We start from the raw sequence: 15,971 nt of genomic DNA on the forward strand, positions 1-15,971 counted from the left end.
TGCTAGTGTCGCGACCGTTTCTACGCTGCCCGAGACCCGCCGCCATGGCCCGCAAGAAAGCCGCCCCCGACTTCGAACACTCCCTCGCCGAACTGCAGACGCTGGTCGAGCGCCTGGAGAGCGGCGAGCTGTCGCTGGAAGACTCGCTGACCGCCTTCGAGCAGGGCATCGGCCTGACACGCGAGTGCCAGGCTGCCCTGGCTCAGGCCGAGCAGAAGGTGCAGATCCTTCTGGAGCGCGATGGCGAGCTGGAGCCGGCGCCCTTCGACGCGGACCCGACCGCATGATCAAGGCCTACCAGGCGAGCTGCCAGGCACGGGTCGACGCCGCCCTCGAGCCGCTGTTCCAGCCTCCCCGTGCCGAGCTGCAGCGCCTGTACGAGGCGATGCGCTACAGCGTGATGAACGGCGGCAAGCGCGTGCGCCCGCTGCTGGTGTATGCCGCCTGCGAAGCGCTGGATGGCAATCTCGATCGCGCCGATGGCGCCGCCTGCGCGGTGGAGCTGATTCACGCCTACTCCCTGGTGCACGACGACCTGCCGGCGATGGACGACGACGACCTGCGCCGCGGCCAACCCACCACGCACAAGGCCTTCGACGAGGCCAGTGCCATCCTCGCCGGTGACGGCCTGCAGAGCCTGGCCTTCGAGGTGCTCGCCGACCGCCGGCGCAACCCGCAGGACGCCGAAGTGCGTCTGCAGATGATCGATGCCCTGAGCAGCGCAGCCGGTCCGGCCGGGATGGTCGGCGGCCAGGCCATCGACCTCGGCTCGGTGGGGCAGCAGCTCGACCAGGCGGCGCTGGAAACCATGCACCGGCACAAGACCGGCGCGCTGATCGAAGCCAGCGTACTGCTCGGCGCCCTGGCCAGCGGCAACGCCGACGAACTCAGCCTCAAGGCCCTTCTGCAGTACGCCCGCGCCGTCGGTCTGGCCTTCCAGGTGCAGGACGACATTCTCGACGTGGAGAGCGACACCGCCACCCTGGGCAAGACCCAGGGCAAGGACGAGGCCAACGACAAGCCCACCTACCCCGCCCTGCTCGGCCTCGACGCAGCCAAGGACTATGCCCTGGAACTGCGCGACCAGGCCCTGCACGTGCTGCGCCCCTTCGGCAGCCAGGCCGAGCCGCTACGCGAGCTGGCGCGTTACATCGTCGAGCGGCGCAGCTAGCCGATAGGCTGTCGCGCGCTACCGCCAACGTCATCATCACCATCTATACCAGCATGATCGCCGCATAAGGCTTGCTTTACCCCCGCGACCAGCCTCCTAAGATGGCTCCATAACGACAAGACGTCCGGAGCCGCCATGCCCTTTTCCGCCCTGCTGATCGCCAACCGCGGCGAGATCGCCATCCGCATCGCCCAGGCCTGCGCCGACCTCGGTATCCGCAGCGTGGCGGTGTACGCCGAGGACGACAGCGCCTGCCTGCACACGCGCAAGGCCGACCAGGCCGTCGCGCTGGCTGGACGCGGCCCGGCGGCCTATCTGGATATGGATCAGCTCATTGCCATCGCCCACGAGCAGGGGTGTGCGGCCATCCATCCCGGCTACGGTTTTCTCGCCGAGAACGCCGAGTTCGCCCGCCGCTGCCAGGCCGCCGGGCTGACCTTCGTCGGCCCGACGCCGGAAACCCTGCAGTTGTTCGGCGACAAGGCCGCCGCCCGTGACCTGGCCGAACGCTGCGCAGTGCCGCTGGTACCGGGGATCAACCAGGCGGTGACGCTGGAGCAGGCCGCGGACTTTCTTGCCGAGCATGGCAGCGTGATGCTCAAGGCCCTGGCCGGCGGTGGCGGGCGCGGCATGCGTGCAGTGGACGATCCGGCGCAACTGGCCGAGGCCTTCGCCCGCTGCGTCTCGGAGGCCCAGGGCGCCTTCGGCAGTGGCGCGCTGTATGTGGAGAAGCGCGTGCGCCGCGCCCGGCATATCGAAGTGCAGGTGCTCGGCGACGGCAGTGGCGCGGTCAGCCACCTGTGGGAACGCGACTGCAGCCTGCAGCGCCGCCATCAGAAGCTGGTGGAGATCGCGCCCAGCCCAGATCTGGATGTGGCCACCCGTGACGCGATCATCGCTAGCGCGCTGCGCCTGGCCGCCGAGGTGCAGTATCGCGGCATCGGCACCTTCGAATTCCTCCTCGACCTCGACCAGCCCGGGCGCTTCTACTTCATGGAGGCTAACCCGCGTGTACAGGTGGAGCACACCGTCACCGAGCAGGTCACCGGCGTCGACCTGCTGCACACGCAACTGCACCTGGCCGCCGGCAGCAGCCTGGCCGAGCTGAGTCTGCTCAACCCGCCCGTGCCAAAGGGCTACGCCGTGCAGGTACGTCTGAATCTGGAAACCCTGCTCGCCGATGGCACGGCGCGCCCGGCCGCCGGCGTGCTCGCCGCCTACCAGCCGCCCAGCGGCCCAGGCCTGCGTGTGGATGGCTGCGGCTATGCCGGTTATGCCGTGAGCCCGGCCTACGATTCGCTGATCGCCAAGCTGATCGCCAGCGCCAGCGACTACCCCGGCGCCCTGCGCCGCGCCTACCGGGCACTGTGCGAGTTCCGCCTCGACGGCGTGGCGAGCAACCTGCACCTGCTGCAGAACCTGCTGCAGCGCGACGAGGTGATCGCCAATCAGGTCGACACCACCTATGTCGAGCGTCACCTGGGCGAGCTGCTGGCCCCTCGCGAGCAGGCCCACCCGCACCGTTACTTTGCCGGCGACACCTCTGCGCAAAGCGCCAGAGCCAGCCTCGACGCCCCGCCCGGCACCCTGGCGTTGAATGCGCCCAGCGCTGGCGTGCTGGTCAGCCTGGCGCTGGCCGAAGGCGACGCCGTGGCCGCCGGTCAGCGCATCGCCGTGCTGGAGGCGATGAAGATGGAATTCGAGGTCAAGGCCGAGCACAGCGGCATCGTCCGTGCACTGGCCGTGGCACCCGGTGAAGCCGTCGGCGAGGGCCAGGCGCTGGCTTTCCTGGAGCCGGCCGAGGTGGATGGTCTGGACAGCCATGGCGAGCAGGCAATCGACCTGGCGCATATCCGCGCCGATCTGGCCGAAGTGCTGGAGCGCCATGCTCGGCTGACCGATGCTCGCCGCCCCGAAGCCGTGGCGAAAAGGCGCAAGACCGGCCAGCGCACCGTAAGGGAAAACCTCGCCGACTTGCTCGATGACGGCAGCTTTATCGAATACGGCGCCATGGCCCTGGCCGCCCAGCGCCGTCGCCGTTCGCCCGAGGAGCTGCTGGAGCTGAGCCCGGCCGACGGCCTGGTCGCCGGTATCGGCACGATCAACGCCGCGCGCTTCGGCAGCGAGGCCGCGCGCTGCATGGCCGTCGCCTACGACTACACGGTATTCGCCGGCACCCAGGGGGTGATGAACCACAAGAAGACCGACCGCATGCTGGCCCTGGCCGAGCAGTGGCGCCTGCCGGTGGTGCTGTTCGCCGAAGGCGGTGGCGGCCGGCCGGGGGATACCGACTTCGTTGGCGTGGCCGGGCTGGACTGCCACACCTTCGTCGCCATGGCCAAGCTCTCCGCCCTGGTACCGACGGTGGGCGTGGTCTCCGGCCGCTGCTTCGCCGGCAACGCGGCGCTGCTCGGCTGCTGCGACGTGATCATCGCCACCCGCAATGCCAGCATCGGTATGGCCGGCCCGGCGATGATCGAAGGCGGCGGCCTGGGCAGTTTCACCCCCGAGCAGGTTGGCCCGACCAGCGTGCAGGGCCCCAACGGGGTGATCGACGTGCTGGTCGAAGACGAGGCCGCAGCGGTCGCCGTGGCCAAGCAGTACCTGAGCTATTTCCAGGGCCCGGTAAGCGACTGGCAGTGCAGCGATCCTCGCGAGCTGCGCCAGGTGATCCCGGAAAACCGCCTGCGCGTGTACGACATCCGCCAGGTGATCGAGCTGCTGGCCGACGAGGGCAGCGTGCTGGAGCTGCGCCGCCAGTTCGCCCCCGGCCTGATCACCGCGCTGATCCGCATCGAGGGCAAGCCCTTCGGCCTGATCGCCAACAACCCCGCGCACCTGGGTGGCGCCATCGATGCCGTGGCCGGCGACAAGGCCGCGCGCTTTCTACAACTGTGCGAGGCCCATGATCTGCCCATCGTATCGCTATGCGACACCCCCGGCTTCATGGTCGGGCCGGAGGCGGAGAAACAGGCCACGGTGCGCCACGTCTCGCGCCTGTTCGTCACCGCCGCCAGCCTCACGGTGCCCTTCTTCACCCTGGTGCTGCGCAAGGGCTACGGCCTCGGCGCCCAGGCCATGGCCGCCGGCAGCTTCCACTCGCCGCTGTTCACCGCCGCCTGGCCCAGTGGCGAATTCGGCGCCATGGGCCTGGAAGGCGCGGTGCGCCTGGGCTTCGCCAAGGAGCTGGCGGCCCAGCCGGACGAGGCCGCGCGCCAGGCGCTGTTCGACAAGCTGGTGGCCAAGGCCTATGACAACGGCAAGGCGCTGAACATGGCCAGCTATCTGGAGATCGACGCCGTGATCGACCCGGCCGACAGCCGCGCCTGGCTGCTGCGCGGTCTCAATGCGGCGCCGCGCCCGCCGCGGCGTGATGGCAAGAAACGGCCCTTTATCGACACCTGGTAAGGACATCTCCATGCATATCGATCACCGCCTGCTCGCCGTCAATGGCATCGAACTCAGCCTGTACAGCACCGGCCCCGAGCACGGCAAGCCGGTGTGGCTGCTGCATGGCTTTCCCGAATGCTGGTACGCCTGGCATCCGCAGATCGAGGCGCTGGCCGCCACCGGCTACCGCGTGTTCGCCCCGGAGATGCGCGGCTACGGCGCCAGCAGCGCGCCGGCCGATCCGGCGGCCTATGAGCTGCTCACCCTGTGCGGCGATATCCAGGCGGCGATGGACCTGCTCGGCCAGCACGAGGTGGCGGTGGTCGGCCACGACTGGGGCGCGCCGGTGGCCTGGCATTTGGCGCTGCTGGAGCCCGAGCGGGTCAAGGCGCTCGGCGCGCTGTCGGTGCCCTTCGGCGGGCGGCCGAAACGCCCGGCCATCGAGCTGATGCGCGAGGCGTATGCCGGGCGCTTCCATTACATCCTGTATTTCCAGGAACCGGGGCTGGCCGAGGCCGAGCTGGACGAAGACATCGCCCGCAGCCTGCGCCTGCTGCTCGGCGGCCTGGGCGATGCCCTGCTGGCGACAGACAAGCCGGCCGACGCGCGGCTGTTCGACGGCATGCCGGAGGATCTGCCACTGCCGCCCTGGTGCAACGACGCGACGTTCGCCCACTACCGGCGCACCTTCGAGCGCCACGGCTTTCGCGGCGCGCTGAACTGGTACCGAAATTTCGAGCACAACTGGCAGCGTACCGAGCACCTGGCCGAACTGCAGGTAACGCAGCCGACGCTGTTCCTGCTCGGGGAAAACGACCCGATCGGTCGTTTCGAGGCGCCGACGCTCAAGCGCATGGCCGACAAGGTGCCGCGTCTGGAACGCCAAGACCTGCCTGGCGCCGGCCACTGGCTGCAGGGCGAATGCGCCGAACGGGTCAATGCCCTGCTGCTGGAGTTTCTCGCACGAAACTACCGGTAACGGCGTCGTGGACACCGGATTGGGCTGTTTTCCTGGCATCAGGTAAACTGCCGCATCTTTTACGCCTATAACGATTCGCCTGATGCCGACCACTTTCCACGAGATCCCCCGCGAGCGCCCGTTGACGCCGCTGCTCGACAGCGCCAACACGCCCGACGAACTGCGCCGCCTGGCCGAAGCGGACCTGGAAACCCTCGCCGATGAACTGCGCCAGTACCTGCTCTACAGCGTCGGCCAGAGCGGCGGGCACTTCGGTGCCGGCCTCGGCGTCATCGAGCTGACCATCGCCCTGCACTACGTCTTCGACACCCCCGATGACCGCCTGGTGTGGGACGTCGGCCATCAGGCCTACCCGCACAAGATCCTCACCGGCCGTCGCGAGCGCATGGGCAGCCTGCGCCAGAAGGACGGCCTGGCCGCCTTCCCGCGCCGTAGCGAGAGCGAGTACGACACCTTCGGCGTCGGTCACTCCAGCACCAGCATCAGCGCCGCCCTGGGCATGGCCATCGCCGCTCGCCTGAAGGGCGAGAAGCGCAAGAGCGTGGCGGTGATCGGTGACGGCGCGCTGACCGCCGGCATGGCCTTCGAGGCGCTCAACCACGCCACCGACGTCGGCGCCAACATGCTGGTGATCCTCAACGACAACGACATGTCGATCTCCAAGAACGTCGGCGGCCTGTCCAACTACCTGGCCAAGATCATCTCCAGCCGCACCTACGCCAGCATGCGCGAGGGCAGCAAGAAGATCCTCTCGCGCCTGCCCGGCGCCTGGGAAATCGCACGCAAGGTCGAGGAACACGCCAAGGGCATGCTGGTACCCGGCACCCTGTTCGAGGAACTGGGCTGGAACTACGTCGGCCCCATCGACGGCCACGACCTGCCCACCCTGCTTGCGACATTACGCAATATGCGCGACCTGGACGGCCCGCAGTTCCTCCATGTGGTGACCAAGAAGGGCAAGGGCTTCGCCCCGGCCGAAGCCGACCCCATCGGCTATCACGCCATCACCAAGCTCGAGCCAGTCACCCCCAGCGCGGTGCCCAGGAAACCGAGCGGCCCGAAATACTCCAACGTGTTCGGTCAGTGGCTGTGCGACATGGCCGCGGCAGATCAGCGCCTGGTCGGCATCACCCCGGCGATGAAGGAAGGCTCGGATCTGGTGGCCTTCGCCGAGCGCTTCCCCGAGCGCTACTTCGACGTCGCCATCGCCGAGCAGCACGCCGTGACCCTGGCCGCCGGCATGGCCTGCGACGGCGTCAAGCCGGTGGTGGCGATCTATTCCACCTTCCTCCAGCGCGCCTATGACCAGCTGATCCACGACGTCGCGGTGCAGAATCTCGATGTGCTGTTCGCCATCGACCGCGCCGGTCTGGTCGGCGAAGACGGCCCGACCCATGCCGGCAGCTTCGATATCTCCTACCTGCGCTGCATCCCCGGCATGCTGGTGATGACCCCCAGCGACGAGAACGAACTGCGCCGCATGCTCACCACCGGCTACCTGTTCGATGGCCCGGCCGCGGTGCGCTACCCGCGCGGCAGCGGCCCCAATGCGCCGCTCGACGCCGGGCTGGAGCCGCTAGAGATCGGCAAGGCCATAGTGCGACGCCAGGGCAAGGGCGCAGCCCTGCTGGTATTCGGCGTGCAACTGGCCGAAGCGCTGCAGGTCGGCGAAGCGCTGAACGCCACCGTGGTCGACATGCGCTTCGTCAAACCATTGGACGAGGCCCTGCTGCGCGAGCTGGCCGGCAGCCACGAGCTGCTGGTGACCATCGAAGAGAACGCCGTCATGGGCGGGGCCGGCAGCGCGGTCAGCGAGTTCCTCGCCGCGCAGAACATCATCAAGCCGCTGCTGCATCTGGGCCTGCCCGATTACTACGTCGAGCACGCCAAGCCGGCGCAGATGCTCGCAGAATGCGGCCTTGATCAGGCCGGCATCGAACGCGCGGTGCGCGAACGCCTCGACCAGCTGCGGGCCTGAGCATGAGCTCCGCTCATCGCCGAATGAGCGGGCCTTGCTTGTCATTCATACTCGCGCGCACTAAGGTGCGCGCCATTCATGTTCCGCCAGGGTGCGCTGCTGACGCGGCGTGAAACGGGAAGTCGGTGCGCCCATCCAGGCAATCCCGACGCTGCCCCCGCAACGGTAATCGACGGCAGGCCACAGCCTGCACCTTGTCCACGGCCACTGGGTATTCCCGGGAAGGCGGACCGGGGTCGTGAGCCCGGAGACCGGCCCCGGCGGTGCGACTGGTGTTGCGGAGGGCCGCACCGTCAAGCGCCGCCCTGCGCGCTTGCCCCCTGCCCTCCTCGAATGTCTGCCGACCTTTGAGGAATCACAAGAATGAAACTGTCCCGTCTGGCTCTGGCCATTGCCGTTCTGCCCGGCTTCGCCCTGGCTGCCGAACCCTATACCGCCGAGCCGCTGGTGATCACCTCCGGCCGCCAGGCCGAGCCGCTGCGCCAGGCCACTGCTGCCACTACAGTGTTCGAGCGGACGGATATCGAGCGTTTGCAGGCCAGCAGCGTGCCCGATCTGCTCAGCCGCGTACCCGGCGTATCCATCGTGCAGAATGGCGGCCGTGGCAGCCTGACCAGCCTGTTTCTGCGTGGTGCCAACGCCAACCAGACCCTGGTACTGATCGACGGCGTGCGCCTGAACGCCGCCGCAAGCGGTCTGGCCCGCCTGGAATTCCTCAGCCCCGAGCAGATCGAGCGCATCGAGGTGGTACGCGGCCCACGTTCGGCGTTATACGGCGCCGACGCCATCGGCGGGGTTATCCAGATTTTCACCCGCCAGGGCGAAGCCGGTCTGCAGCCGCGGCTGCGCCTGGCCGCCGGCAGTCAGCAGAGTTTCGAACGCAGCCTGGGTCTGTCCGGCGGCGATCAGCACACCCGCTTCGATCTCGGCGCCAGTCTGGCCGAACGTGCCGGCTTCGACCGCTCGCAGGATGCCCGTGGCAACGACGGCGACCACGACGGTCTGCGCCGCAAGTCATTCAATCTGAGCCTGGAACATCGCTTCAGCGAGCGCCTCAAGGGCGGCCTAAGCCTGGTAGACCAGCGCGGCGAGAGCGAATACGACGATCTGTTCAGCTTCGCGCCGGGCAACCCCAGCGAGCGCTTCAGCGTTTCCACTGCTGCTGCGCATCTCGAAGCGCAGCTCGCCGAGCGCTGGAGCAGCCGCCTGGAACTCGGCCATAGCGAGGACAAGAGCGACAACCGCGACCCGCTGAACGCCGACAATAACTACAGCTTCAACACCTACCGCGACAGCGCCGCCTGGCTCAATACCTTGCGTCTGGACGAGGCCAACCAGCTGCTGCTGGGCCTCGACTGGTTCGAGGACCGTTTGAGCACGGACAGCGACTTCAGCCAGAGCGAGCGCTGGAATCAAGCCGCCTTCGTCCAGCACCGCCATCGCGGCGACGGTTTCGCTACCGAGCTGGGCCTACGCCACGACAAGAACGAGCAATTCGGCAGCGAGAACACCTGGAACGCGGCACTGAGCCTGGACTTGGCCGAACGACTGGAACTACTGCTGAGCTATGGCGAGGGTTTTCACGCCCCCACCTTCAACGATCTGTACTACCCCACCAGCGCCTTCTATGGCGGCAATCCGAACCTCGCGCCCGAGCGCTCGAAAACCTACGAGGCGCAATTGCGCGGCGATCACCTGAGTACCCGCTGGAGCGTGTCGGCCTACCGCACCGAGGTCGAAGACCTGATCACCGTGGTCAGCGACCCGGTAACCTTCTTCAGCACGCCGATGAACGTCAACCAGGCGCGCCTGCAAGGCTTGGAACTGAGCCTGGAACGCGAGGTGCTGGGCTGGCAGGCCGTACTCGGCGCCAGTCTGCTCGACCCACGCGATCGCGACAGCGGCCATACCCTGCCGCGCCGCGCCAAACGCAGCCTGAGCCTGGACCTGGATCGCCAGTTCGGCGCCTTCGCCGCTGGCATCACCTGGCAGGCCTTCTCCGGTCGCTATGACGACGCCGCCAACACTCGAGAGATCGCCGGCTACGGTTTGCTCGGTGCGCGTGCGAGCTGGCGGATGAGCGATGAGCTGCTGTGGCAAATCAAGGTCGACAACATCTTGGACAAGGACTATTCCCAAGCTCTGTATAGCCGACCGAACGATCCGTTCTTCAGCAGCGTGAACTATTACGGCTATCGCGAAGAAGGCCGCAGCGCCCTGCTCTCTCTGAGCTGGACACCGCAACTTTGACCTCGGTGCGCACGGCGCACCCTACGGCGCTCGTAGGGTGCGCCGTGCGCACCAAGCAAACTGCGGCTAACGCGCCGCCGCCATCAGCTCGCATAGCTGTTCGATGGCCCCCAGCATCTGCCGGCTGGGCCGCTCAAGGCCCTTGTCCGGCACGGCCCAGACCTGGCCCTGGCGCACCGCATGCAGCTGCGGCCAGGCCTGCCAGGCGCTCAGCTCGGCATGGCTGCCACCGAGAATCACGTCCGGATTGCGCGCCAGCACCGCCTCCACGCTGACCTGCGGTGCCGGTTGCGGCAGATCGGCAAACAGATTACGCCCGCCGCATACGGCCAACGCATCGCCGATCAGCTGTGCGCCGCCGATGGTGTACAGCGGCTGGTGCCAGATCTGATAGAAAACGCTCAGGGGCTGATCGCGCCGGTAGCGCTGGCGCAGCGCGTCCAGTTCGGCGCGGAATTCCGCCGCCAGCCGCTCGCCCTGCTCGCTGCGGCCGATTCGCCGGGCGATGCTGACGAAGGCATCGCCCAACTGGTCGAGCCGCTGTGGCTCGACCACCAGCAAGGGGATGCCCAGACGCTGCAGTTGCGCCCGCTGCGCCGGCGGCACGCTGCCCGGGGCGATCAGGATCAGATCGGGCGCCAGCTGCAGCAGGCGCTCGAACTCCAGCTGGCCGTAGCGGCCGACGGTGGGCAGATGGGCCAGGGCGGCGGGGCGCTCGTCGCCTTCGAGCACACCGACCAGCAGGTCGGCGGCATCCAGATCGAGCATGATTTCGCTGAGCGAGGGCGCCAGGCTGACCACCCGTGGTGCGGCCGCCAGGGGCAGCGCCAGCAGACACAGGGCCAGCAGCAGTGCACGCATGTCAGCCGAGTTGGCGGGGAATGCGGTAGAGGCTGTGCAGCACGATGGACGACAACGCCAGCAGCACCAGCGGTACCGCCTCGAGCCCGGCCAGCACCGCCAGGGCGGCGATCCAGGCCGGCAGCGCCGCGCCGAGCAGGGCACGCAGGCGCACGCGATCCAGTTCCAGCCAGGCGGCCGGCTCTGCGTCGCTGTCGAGGGCCTTCTCGGTGGCGATCAGGGCGCGCTTGTAGGCAGAAAACAGCGGCAGGCTGACGAACATCGAAGCCAGGCCGGCGATGAACAGCGGCATGGTCAGCACCGTGGTGCCACCGCCGCCGAACAGCAGGTTGAAGACGAACACAGGGGCCAGGGCCACGCCCAGCTGGCGCCACCAGGCCAGCGCCAGGCGCCGCTTCACCTGGCCTCGGGTCACAGGCTTTCCTCGGTCTCGCCCTGATGCTGGTTGCCCAGCATATGGCCGAGCTTGCCGGCCTTGGTGGCGAGGTAGCGCTTGTTGTAGGGATTGTGCGCGATCTGCAGCGGCACGCGATGGTCCACGGCGATGCCCATTTCGCCCAGCGCCCTGACCTTGCGCGGGTTGTTGGTCATCAGCTTGAGGCTCTTGATGCCCAGGTGCTCGAGCATCGGCAGGCAGATGGCGTAGTCGCGCTGGTCGGCGCCGAAGCCCAGGCGCTCGTTGGCCTCCACGGTATCGGCGCCGCCGTCCTGCAGCTCGTAGGCGCGGATCTTGTTCAGCAGACCGATGCCGCGGCCTTCCTGGCGCAGGTAGAGCAGCACGCCGCGGCCTTCGCTGGCGATGGCCTGCAATGCCGCCTGCAGCTGGGCACCACAGTCGCAACGCAGGCTGAACAGGGCGTCGCCGGTCAGGCATTCGGAGTGCAGACGGCCCAGCACGGGCGCGCCGTCGGCCACATCGCCGAAGGTCAGGGCAACGTGTTCCTTGCCGGTGGCCTCGTCGAGGAAACCGTGCATGGTGAACACGCCGAAGGGCGTAGGCAGTTGGGAGGCGGCGACGAACACGACGGACACCGGATGCTCCTGGCAATGAGTACGAAACAGGGGCGGCATTGTATCAGCAGGCCCAGCCGCCGGGTCAGTCAGAATTGCCGATCATCAGTATCGAAACGGTCAATGCCGGCGCTAGAGTTTGGACTCGAGCACCAGCATCCCCTGTTCCTCGCGCCAGCCGACCCGTCCCAGGAAGCTCATGCCCAGCAGCGCCTCGTGCGGCGCGTTGCCTTCCAGCACCACGGCCTCGACGCCGAGCACCTCCAGGTCGCCGACCTTGACCCGATCGAGCACGACCCGCCAGCCACGCGCGACGCCACTGGCGGTATTGACCTGCAGGGGCCGGCCACTGACCCGGTAATCGATGCCCAGGCGCCGGGCATGCGCATCGTTGAGCGCCACCGAGGTGGCGCCGGTGTCCACCAGAAACTGCACCGTATGACCGTTGACCGAACCGGCCACCCAGTAATGGCCGCCGATGCCCTTGGCGATGCTCAGGCGCTTTCTGACCGGTTCGGCGAAACCGGCGCTGTATTCCCGGCTCAGCGGATAGACGCGCTCGACACCTTCGACGCGCAACACCGCACCCTGCTTGTCGACGCTGACCACCTGCACCCCGCCCGGCCCGGTCTGGCCGACCCGCACCAGCTTGCGCTGGCCGTCGACATTGAGCACCGCCGCACCGGGAAACAGGCCGACCACCTGCACCTGGCTGGCAGCCCAGGCCAGGCCTGCGCACAGCAGGGCGAAACCGGCGAGACAGTAACGAAACAGCATGAAGGATGGCCTCCCGGCTCAGTCGAAGGGATAGGGCTGCTGCCAGCGCTCGAAGATCGGCTTCAGCGTGCCGGCCTCGACCAGCTGCTCCATGCGCTGATCGAAGAGGTCGGCCAGCGCACGCCCTCTGGAGTTGTCGGCGAAACCGAGGTACAGCGGCAGCCACTTGAGATCGGCCACCTGATAGCGATCGCGAATCTCCTGCGCGGCCTCCGCCAGTACCACTTCGATCTCGACGCGGGCGTCAATGTAGAAATCGGCATGGCCGTGGTCGAGCATGCCCAGAATACCGCTGTGGCGGCGAACTTCCCGGTAATGCCGCACATTCGGCAGGTAGCGCTGGTATTCGTAGCCACGCATCCATATCAGGCGCAGCTCGCCGAGCCGCTCCAGCGTCGGCGCAGGCCTGGACTTGAGCCCCAGAGCGCTGATCTGCTCGCTATCGTAATGCCAGCGCGGGTAGTGCACGCCTTCGTCGACCTCATTGCGATAGGAGCCGACCCAGGCGTCGACGCCGCCACGCTGCACCAGACCGACCGCACGCGTGTAGGGAACGCTCTGCGTGCGCAAGGCGACCCCGGCCGGCTCGAACACCTCGCGCAGGATATCCCAGCCCATGCCGGTACCGTCGGCATTGGTGTGGCCCTCCCAGACCTCGCTGGCCACATGGATCTCGCTCGGTAGCTGCAGCTCGGCATGCACCGTCAGCATCACGACCATACCCAGCAGCAGCGTCAGCCGCCTAGCTGCCATCGCCATTGCCTCTCTAGAAGCCCAACACCGCCGCATAACGGTCCCACCCCCAGACCAGCCCCTGCATGGCCAACCAGGCGAACACGCCAGCGATTACATCGTCGAGCATGATGCCGACACCGCCATGCACGTGCCGATCGATCCAGCGAATCGGCCAGGGTTTGACGATGTCGAACAGACGAAACATAAGAAAGCCTAGCAGCAACCAGACCCAGCCCTCGGGTACCAGCCACAGGGTGATCCACATGCCGACCATCTCGTCCCAGACGATGCCTTCGTGATCGTGCACGCGCAGGTCGTCGGCCACCTTGCCGCACAGCCAGAAGCCGAACAGCATGGTCACTCCGAGCATGAGCCAGTAACCCCAGTCGGGCAGCATCTGCCACAGCGGCACGAACGGCAGTGCCACCAGCGAGCCCCAGGTGCCGGGCGCCTTGGGCAGGGTGCCGGAGCCGAAGCCGAAGGCGATGAAGTGCCAGGGATTGCGCCATACCGACGGCGGTACGTATTCGGCGGGAACCTGGTTGGGGTGATCGGTCACGCGCACTCCGTCCTGTCAGAAATGTTGGTAGCCGCCACGCGGCGGCTCGATGGGCTGGCCGGCGGCGTCCAGCAACTCTACCCCAGTACCGGCCTGCACACGGCCGATCACCCGTATTTCGGGCCAATCGGCCTGCAGATCGGCGAGCTGGGCTGGCGGTAGGGTAAAGGCAAGTCGGTAGTCGTCGCCACCGCCCAGCGCGCAGGTCCGCGCCTGCTCCTCGCCGGCGAAGGCGCGCAGCGCTGCAGACAGCGGCACTTGCTCCAGCTCGATCTTAAGGGCCACCTGTGAAGCCTTGGCGATATGCCCGCAGTCGGCCAGCAGCCCGTCGGAAATATCCAGCGCGGCCGTGGCCCGCCCGCGCAAGGCCTGGCCCAGAGCCAGCTGCGGCTGCGGCGCCCAGTAACGCGCCAGCAATGCTTCGCTGATGTCCGCCGCCGCTTCGCGCTGCCCCAGCACCAGCGGCAGCGCGCCCGCGGCATCGCCCAGTTCGCCGCCGACGCAGAGCAGATCGCCCACCTGGGCGCCACTGCGCAGCAGCGCCTGCCCATTCGGCACCCGGCCGAACACGGTCAGCGTCAGGCTCAGCGGACCGCGCGTGGTGTCGCCACCGACCAGCGCCAGCGAACAGCTCTGCGCCATCGTCTGCAGGCCACGAGCGAACTCGGCCAGCCAGGTTTCATTGGCGCTCGGCAGGGTCAGGGCGAGGGTAAAGGCCAAGGGCGACGCGCCCATGGCAGCCAGATCACTGGCGGAAACGGCCAGCGCGCGCTGACCGAGAAGAAAGGCATCGCAGGCTTCGGGAAAGTGCACCCCGGCAACCAGCGTGTCGGTGGAAACCGCCAGCTGTTCACCGGCGGGCAATGCAAGCAGCGCGCAGTCATCACCGATGCCGCGAACCACGCCGTCGCCGCCCTGCGCACAGGGGGCGGCGGCGAAATAGCGGCGGATCAGCTCGAACTCATTCACGGGCAAGCAACGATCTGCTGCGCGTCGGCCCTGCTGCGTTAAAAGCAGACTCGGAATGCTCATGTGCTACAGCACACTGCGCTTCCTCGCCTGCTTTTGCCTTGCATGGCTCTAGCTCGCGAGATCGTGAATCGAGCATCCCCATAGGCCTCAACGTTTGTTGGCGTTGACTTCGGCGGCACGCAGCTTGGGCGCAAGCTTGTCGAGGATGCCGTTGACGAACTTGTGCCCGTCGGTGGCACCGAACACCTTGGCCAGCTCGATACCTTCGTTGATCACCACCTTGTAGGGGACGTCGACGCGGTTCTTCAGCTCGTAGGTGGAAAGACGCAGGATGGCCAGCTCGACCGGGTCGATCTCTTCCAGCGGGCGATCGAGCAGGGGCGTGAAGGTCTCGTCCAGCTCGGTCTTCTGCCGCGGCACGCCGTGCAGGATCTCGTGGAAGTAGGCACCATCGACCTTGCTGAAATCGTTGTCGACGCGAAACTGCGCTTCGATCTCGTTCAGCGGCTGGCCGGCGATATGCCAGGAGTACAGGGCCTGCATGGCCAGGGTACGGGCTTCGCGGCGCGCAAGGATCTTGCCGCTGGGGCCCTTCTTGGCCGGCTGGCCGTTACCGGAGTTGCTCACTTGGCCTCCAACTGCGCCAGCAGGCTGACCATTTCCAGGGCAGACAGCGCAGCTTCGGCACCCTTGTTACCCGCCTTGGTGCCGGAACGTTCGATGGCTTGTTCGATGGAGTCGACGGTCAGCACGCCGAAGGCGACCGGCACGCCGTACTCCATGGACACCTGGGCCAGGCCCTTGGTGCACTCGCCCGCCACGTATTCGAAGTGCGGGGTGCCGCCACGGATCACCGCGCCCAGGGCGATGATCGCCGCGTACTCGCCACGCTGAGCGACCTTCTGGGTCACCAGCGGAATCTCGAAGGCGCCCGGTGCGCGGATGATAGTGATGTCGCTCTCGCTCACACCGTGGCGAACCAGGGCGTCAATGGCGCCGCTGACCAGGCTCTCGACGACGAAGCTGTTGAAACGGCCCACCACCAGGGCGTATTTGCCCTTCGGGGCGATGAAGGTACCTTCGATGGTCTTCAGGGTCATGACGGGTCTCACATGGGTTAAAGAGCCGAAGCGCCTTGCGCTCCGAAAATAAAATTCGTGCTCCCTGGGGAGCGGGATTTTGCCCCCCTCGCCCACTTGTGGGAGAGGGGGCCGGGGGAGAGGGTTAGGCGTTGGCCACAACACCCTCTCCCGCCCTGCGGGCACCCTCTCCCAGAGGGAGAGGGTCA

The 15,971-nt window shown here is 67.3% G+C and carries 15 protein-coding genes and 1 riboswitch; of the genes, 6 read left to right on the top strand and 9 right to left on the bottom strand.

All coding sequences use genetic code 11. From position 1 onward, the window contains the following. Window positions 1-44 precede the first annotated feature (44 nt). The 6 genes from L1F06_RS21190 (at window position 45) to L1F06_RS21215 (ending at window position 9,768) form a co-directional block, all read left to right on the top strand. Window positions 45-287 (top strand): exodeoxyribonuclease VII small subunit, encoded by a 243-nt coding sequence (locus tag L1F06_RS21190; protein ID WP_003244024.1) that lies wholly within the window; start codon window positions 45-47, stop codon window positions 285-287. Further along, the gene (locus tag L1F06_RS21195) at window positions 284-1,171 is read left to right on the top strand and encodes a polyprenyl synthetase family protein (RefSeq protein WP_003244023.1); all 888 of its coding nucleotides are present in this window, start codon (window positions 284-286) and stop codon (window positions 1,169-1,171) included. Before L1F06_RS21190 ends, L1F06_RS21195 begins: the two co-directional genes overlap by 4 nt. A gap of 135 nt (window positions 1,172-1,306) precedes the next feature. Next, window positions 1,307-4,579, top strand: a complete 3,273-nt coding sequence (locus tag L1F06_RS21200; RefSeq protein WP_129483016.1) for a carboxyl transferase domain-containing protein — start codon at window positions 1,307-1,309, stop codon at window positions 4,577-4,579. Between the two features lie 10 nt (window positions 4,580-4,589). After that, entirely contained in the window at window positions 4,590-5,540 is a 951-nt protein-coding gene (locus tag L1F06_RS21205) for an alpha/beta fold hydrolase (protein ID WP_129483017.1), read from the top strand. Window positions 5,541-5,622: 82 nt separating this feature from the next. Next, on the top strand, window positions 5,623-7,518 hold the full coding sequence (gene dxs, locus L1F06_RS21210) for a 1-deoxy-D-xylulose-5-phosphate synthase (RefSeq protein ID WP_096825521.1): 1,896 nt from the start codon (window positions 5,623-5,625) through the stop codon (window positions 7,516-7,518). Window positions 7,519-7,590: 72 nt separating this feature from the next. Then, window positions 7,591-7,792: riboswitch (cobalamin riboswitch) on the top strand. A gap of 89 nt (window positions 7,793-7,881) precedes the next feature. After that, a complete protein-coding gene (locus L1F06_RS21215) occupies window positions 7,882-9,768 on the top strand; it encodes a TonB-dependent receptor domain-containing protein (protein ID WP_129483018.1) in 1,887 nt (628 codons plus the stop codon). A gap of 66 nt (window positions 9,769-9,834) precedes the next feature. On the opposite strand, the gene L1F06_RS21220 is transcribed toward L1F06_RS21215, so the two are convergent. From L1F06_RS21220 to ribH, 9 genes are all read right to left on the bottom strand, one after another. Further along, on the bottom strand, window positions 9,835-10,629 hold the full coding sequence (locus L1F06_RS21220; RefSeq protein WP_129483019.1) for a cobalamin-binding protein: 795 nt from the start codon (window positions 10,627-10,629) through the stop codon (window positions 9,835-9,837). 1 nt (window position 10,630) lies between these two features. Further along, entirely contained in the window at window positions 10,631-11,044 is a 414-nt protein-coding gene (locus L1F06_RS21225; protein ID WP_012019756.1) for a hypothetical protein, read from the bottom strand. Continuing rightward, window positions 11,041-11,661 carry a GTP cyclohydrolase II gene (gene ribA / locus L1F06_RS21230; protein ID WP_041772971.1) on the bottom strand — a complete coding sequence of 207 codons (621 nt, stop codon included), beginning with the start codon at window positions 11,659-11,661 and terminating at the stop codon, window positions 11,041-11,043. The genes L1F06_RS21225 and ribA overlap by 4 nt, the downstream gene beginning before the upstream one ends. A gap of 111 nt (window positions 11,662-11,772) precedes the next feature. Then, window positions 11,773-12,417, bottom strand: a complete 645-nt coding sequence (locus tag L1F06_RS21235; RefSeq protein ID WP_129483020.1) for a retropepsin-like aspartic protease family protein — start codon at window positions 12,415-12,417, stop codon at window positions 11,773-11,775. 18 nt (window positions 12,418-12,435) lie between these two features. Continuing rightward, window positions 12,436-13,170 (bottom strand): substrate-binding periplasmic protein, encoded by a 735-nt coding sequence (locus tag L1F06_RS21240; protein WP_049767438.1) that lies wholly within the window; start codon window positions 13,168-13,170, stop codon window positions 12,436-12,438. A 13-nt stretch (window positions 13,171-13,183) separates the two neighbouring features. After that, window positions 13,184-13,711, bottom strand: coding sequence for a phosphatidylglycerophosphatase A family protein (locus L1F06_RS21245; RefSeq protein ID WP_003244004.1), 528 nt, complete (start codon window positions 13,709-13,711; stop codon window positions 13,184-13,186). A 15-nt stretch (window positions 13,712-13,726) separates the two neighbouring features. After that, the gene (gene thiL / locus L1F06_RS21250) at window positions 13,727-14,680 is read right to left on the bottom strand and encodes a thiamine-phosphate kinase (protein WP_129483042.1); all 954 of its coding nucleotides are present in this window, start codon (window positions 14,678-14,680) and stop codon (window positions 13,727-13,729) included. 150 nt (window positions 14,681-14,830) lie between these two features. Then, window positions 14,831-15,310, bottom strand: a complete 480-nt coding sequence (nusB, locus tag L1F06_RS21255; protein WP_017675580.1) for a transcription antitermination factor NusB — start codon at window positions 15,308-15,310, stop codon at window positions 14,831-14,833. Continuing rightward, complete coding sequence (gene ribH / locus L1F06_RS21260) at window positions 15,307-15,783, bottom strand: 6,7-dimethyl-8-ribityllumazine synthase (RefSeq protein ID WP_012019761.1); 477 nt, start codon at window positions 15,781-15,783, stop codon at window positions 15,307-15,309. Before ribH ends, nusB begins: the two co-directional genes overlap by 4 nt. Between the last annotated feature and the right edge of the window lie 188 nt (window positions 15,784-15,971).

This window comes from Pseudomonas hydrolytica (assembly GCF_021495345.1).
GTDB classification, from domain to species: Bacteria; Pseudomonadota; Gammaproteobacteria; order Pseudomonadales; family Pseudomonadaceae; genus Aquipseudomonas; species Aquipseudomonas hydrolytica.

Excerpts from the sequence above, each read along its gene's own strand:
- L1F06_RS21190 (WP_003244024.1), top strand. The coding sequence starts at position 45 with ATGGCCCGCAAGAAAGCCGCCCCCGACTTCGAACACTCCCTCGCCGAA.
- L1F06_RS21195 (WP_003244023.1), top strand. The coding sequence starts at position 284 with ATGATCAAGGCCTACCAGGCGAGCTGCCAGGCACGGGTCGACGCCGCC.
- L1F06_RS21200 (WP_129483016.1), top strand. The coding sequence starts at position 1,307 with ATGCCCTTTTCCGCCCTGCTGATCGCCAACCGCGGCGAGATCGCCATC.
- L1F06_RS21205 (WP_129483017.1), top strand. The coding sequence starts at position 4,590 with ATGCATATCGATCACCGCCTGCTCGCCGTCAATGGCATCGAACTCAGC.
- dxs (WP_096825521.1), top strand. The coding sequence starts at position 5,623 with ATGCCGACCACTTTCCACGAGATCCCCCGCGAGCGCCCGTTGACGCCG.
- L1F06_RS21215 (WP_129483018.1), top strand. The coding sequence starts at position 7,882 with ATGAAACTGTCCCGTCTGGCTCTGGCCATTGCCGTTCTGCCCGGCTTC.
- L1F06_RS21220 (WP_129483019.1), bottom strand. The coding sequence starts at position 10,629 with ATGCGTGCACTGCTGCTGGCCCTGTGTCTGCTGGCGCTGCCCCTGGCG.
- L1F06_RS21235 (WP_129483020.1), bottom strand. The coding sequence starts at position 12,417 with ATGCTGTTTCGTTACTGTCTCGCCGGTTTCGCCCTGCTGTGCGCAGGC.
- L1F06_RS21240 (WP_049767438.1), bottom strand. The coding sequence starts at position 13,170 with ATGGCAGCTAGGCGGCTGACGCTGCTGCTGGGTATGGTCGTGATGCTG.
- ribH (WP_012019761.1), bottom strand. The coding sequence starts at position 15,783 with ATGACCCTGAAGACCATCGAAGGTACCTTCATCGCCCCGAAGGGCAAA.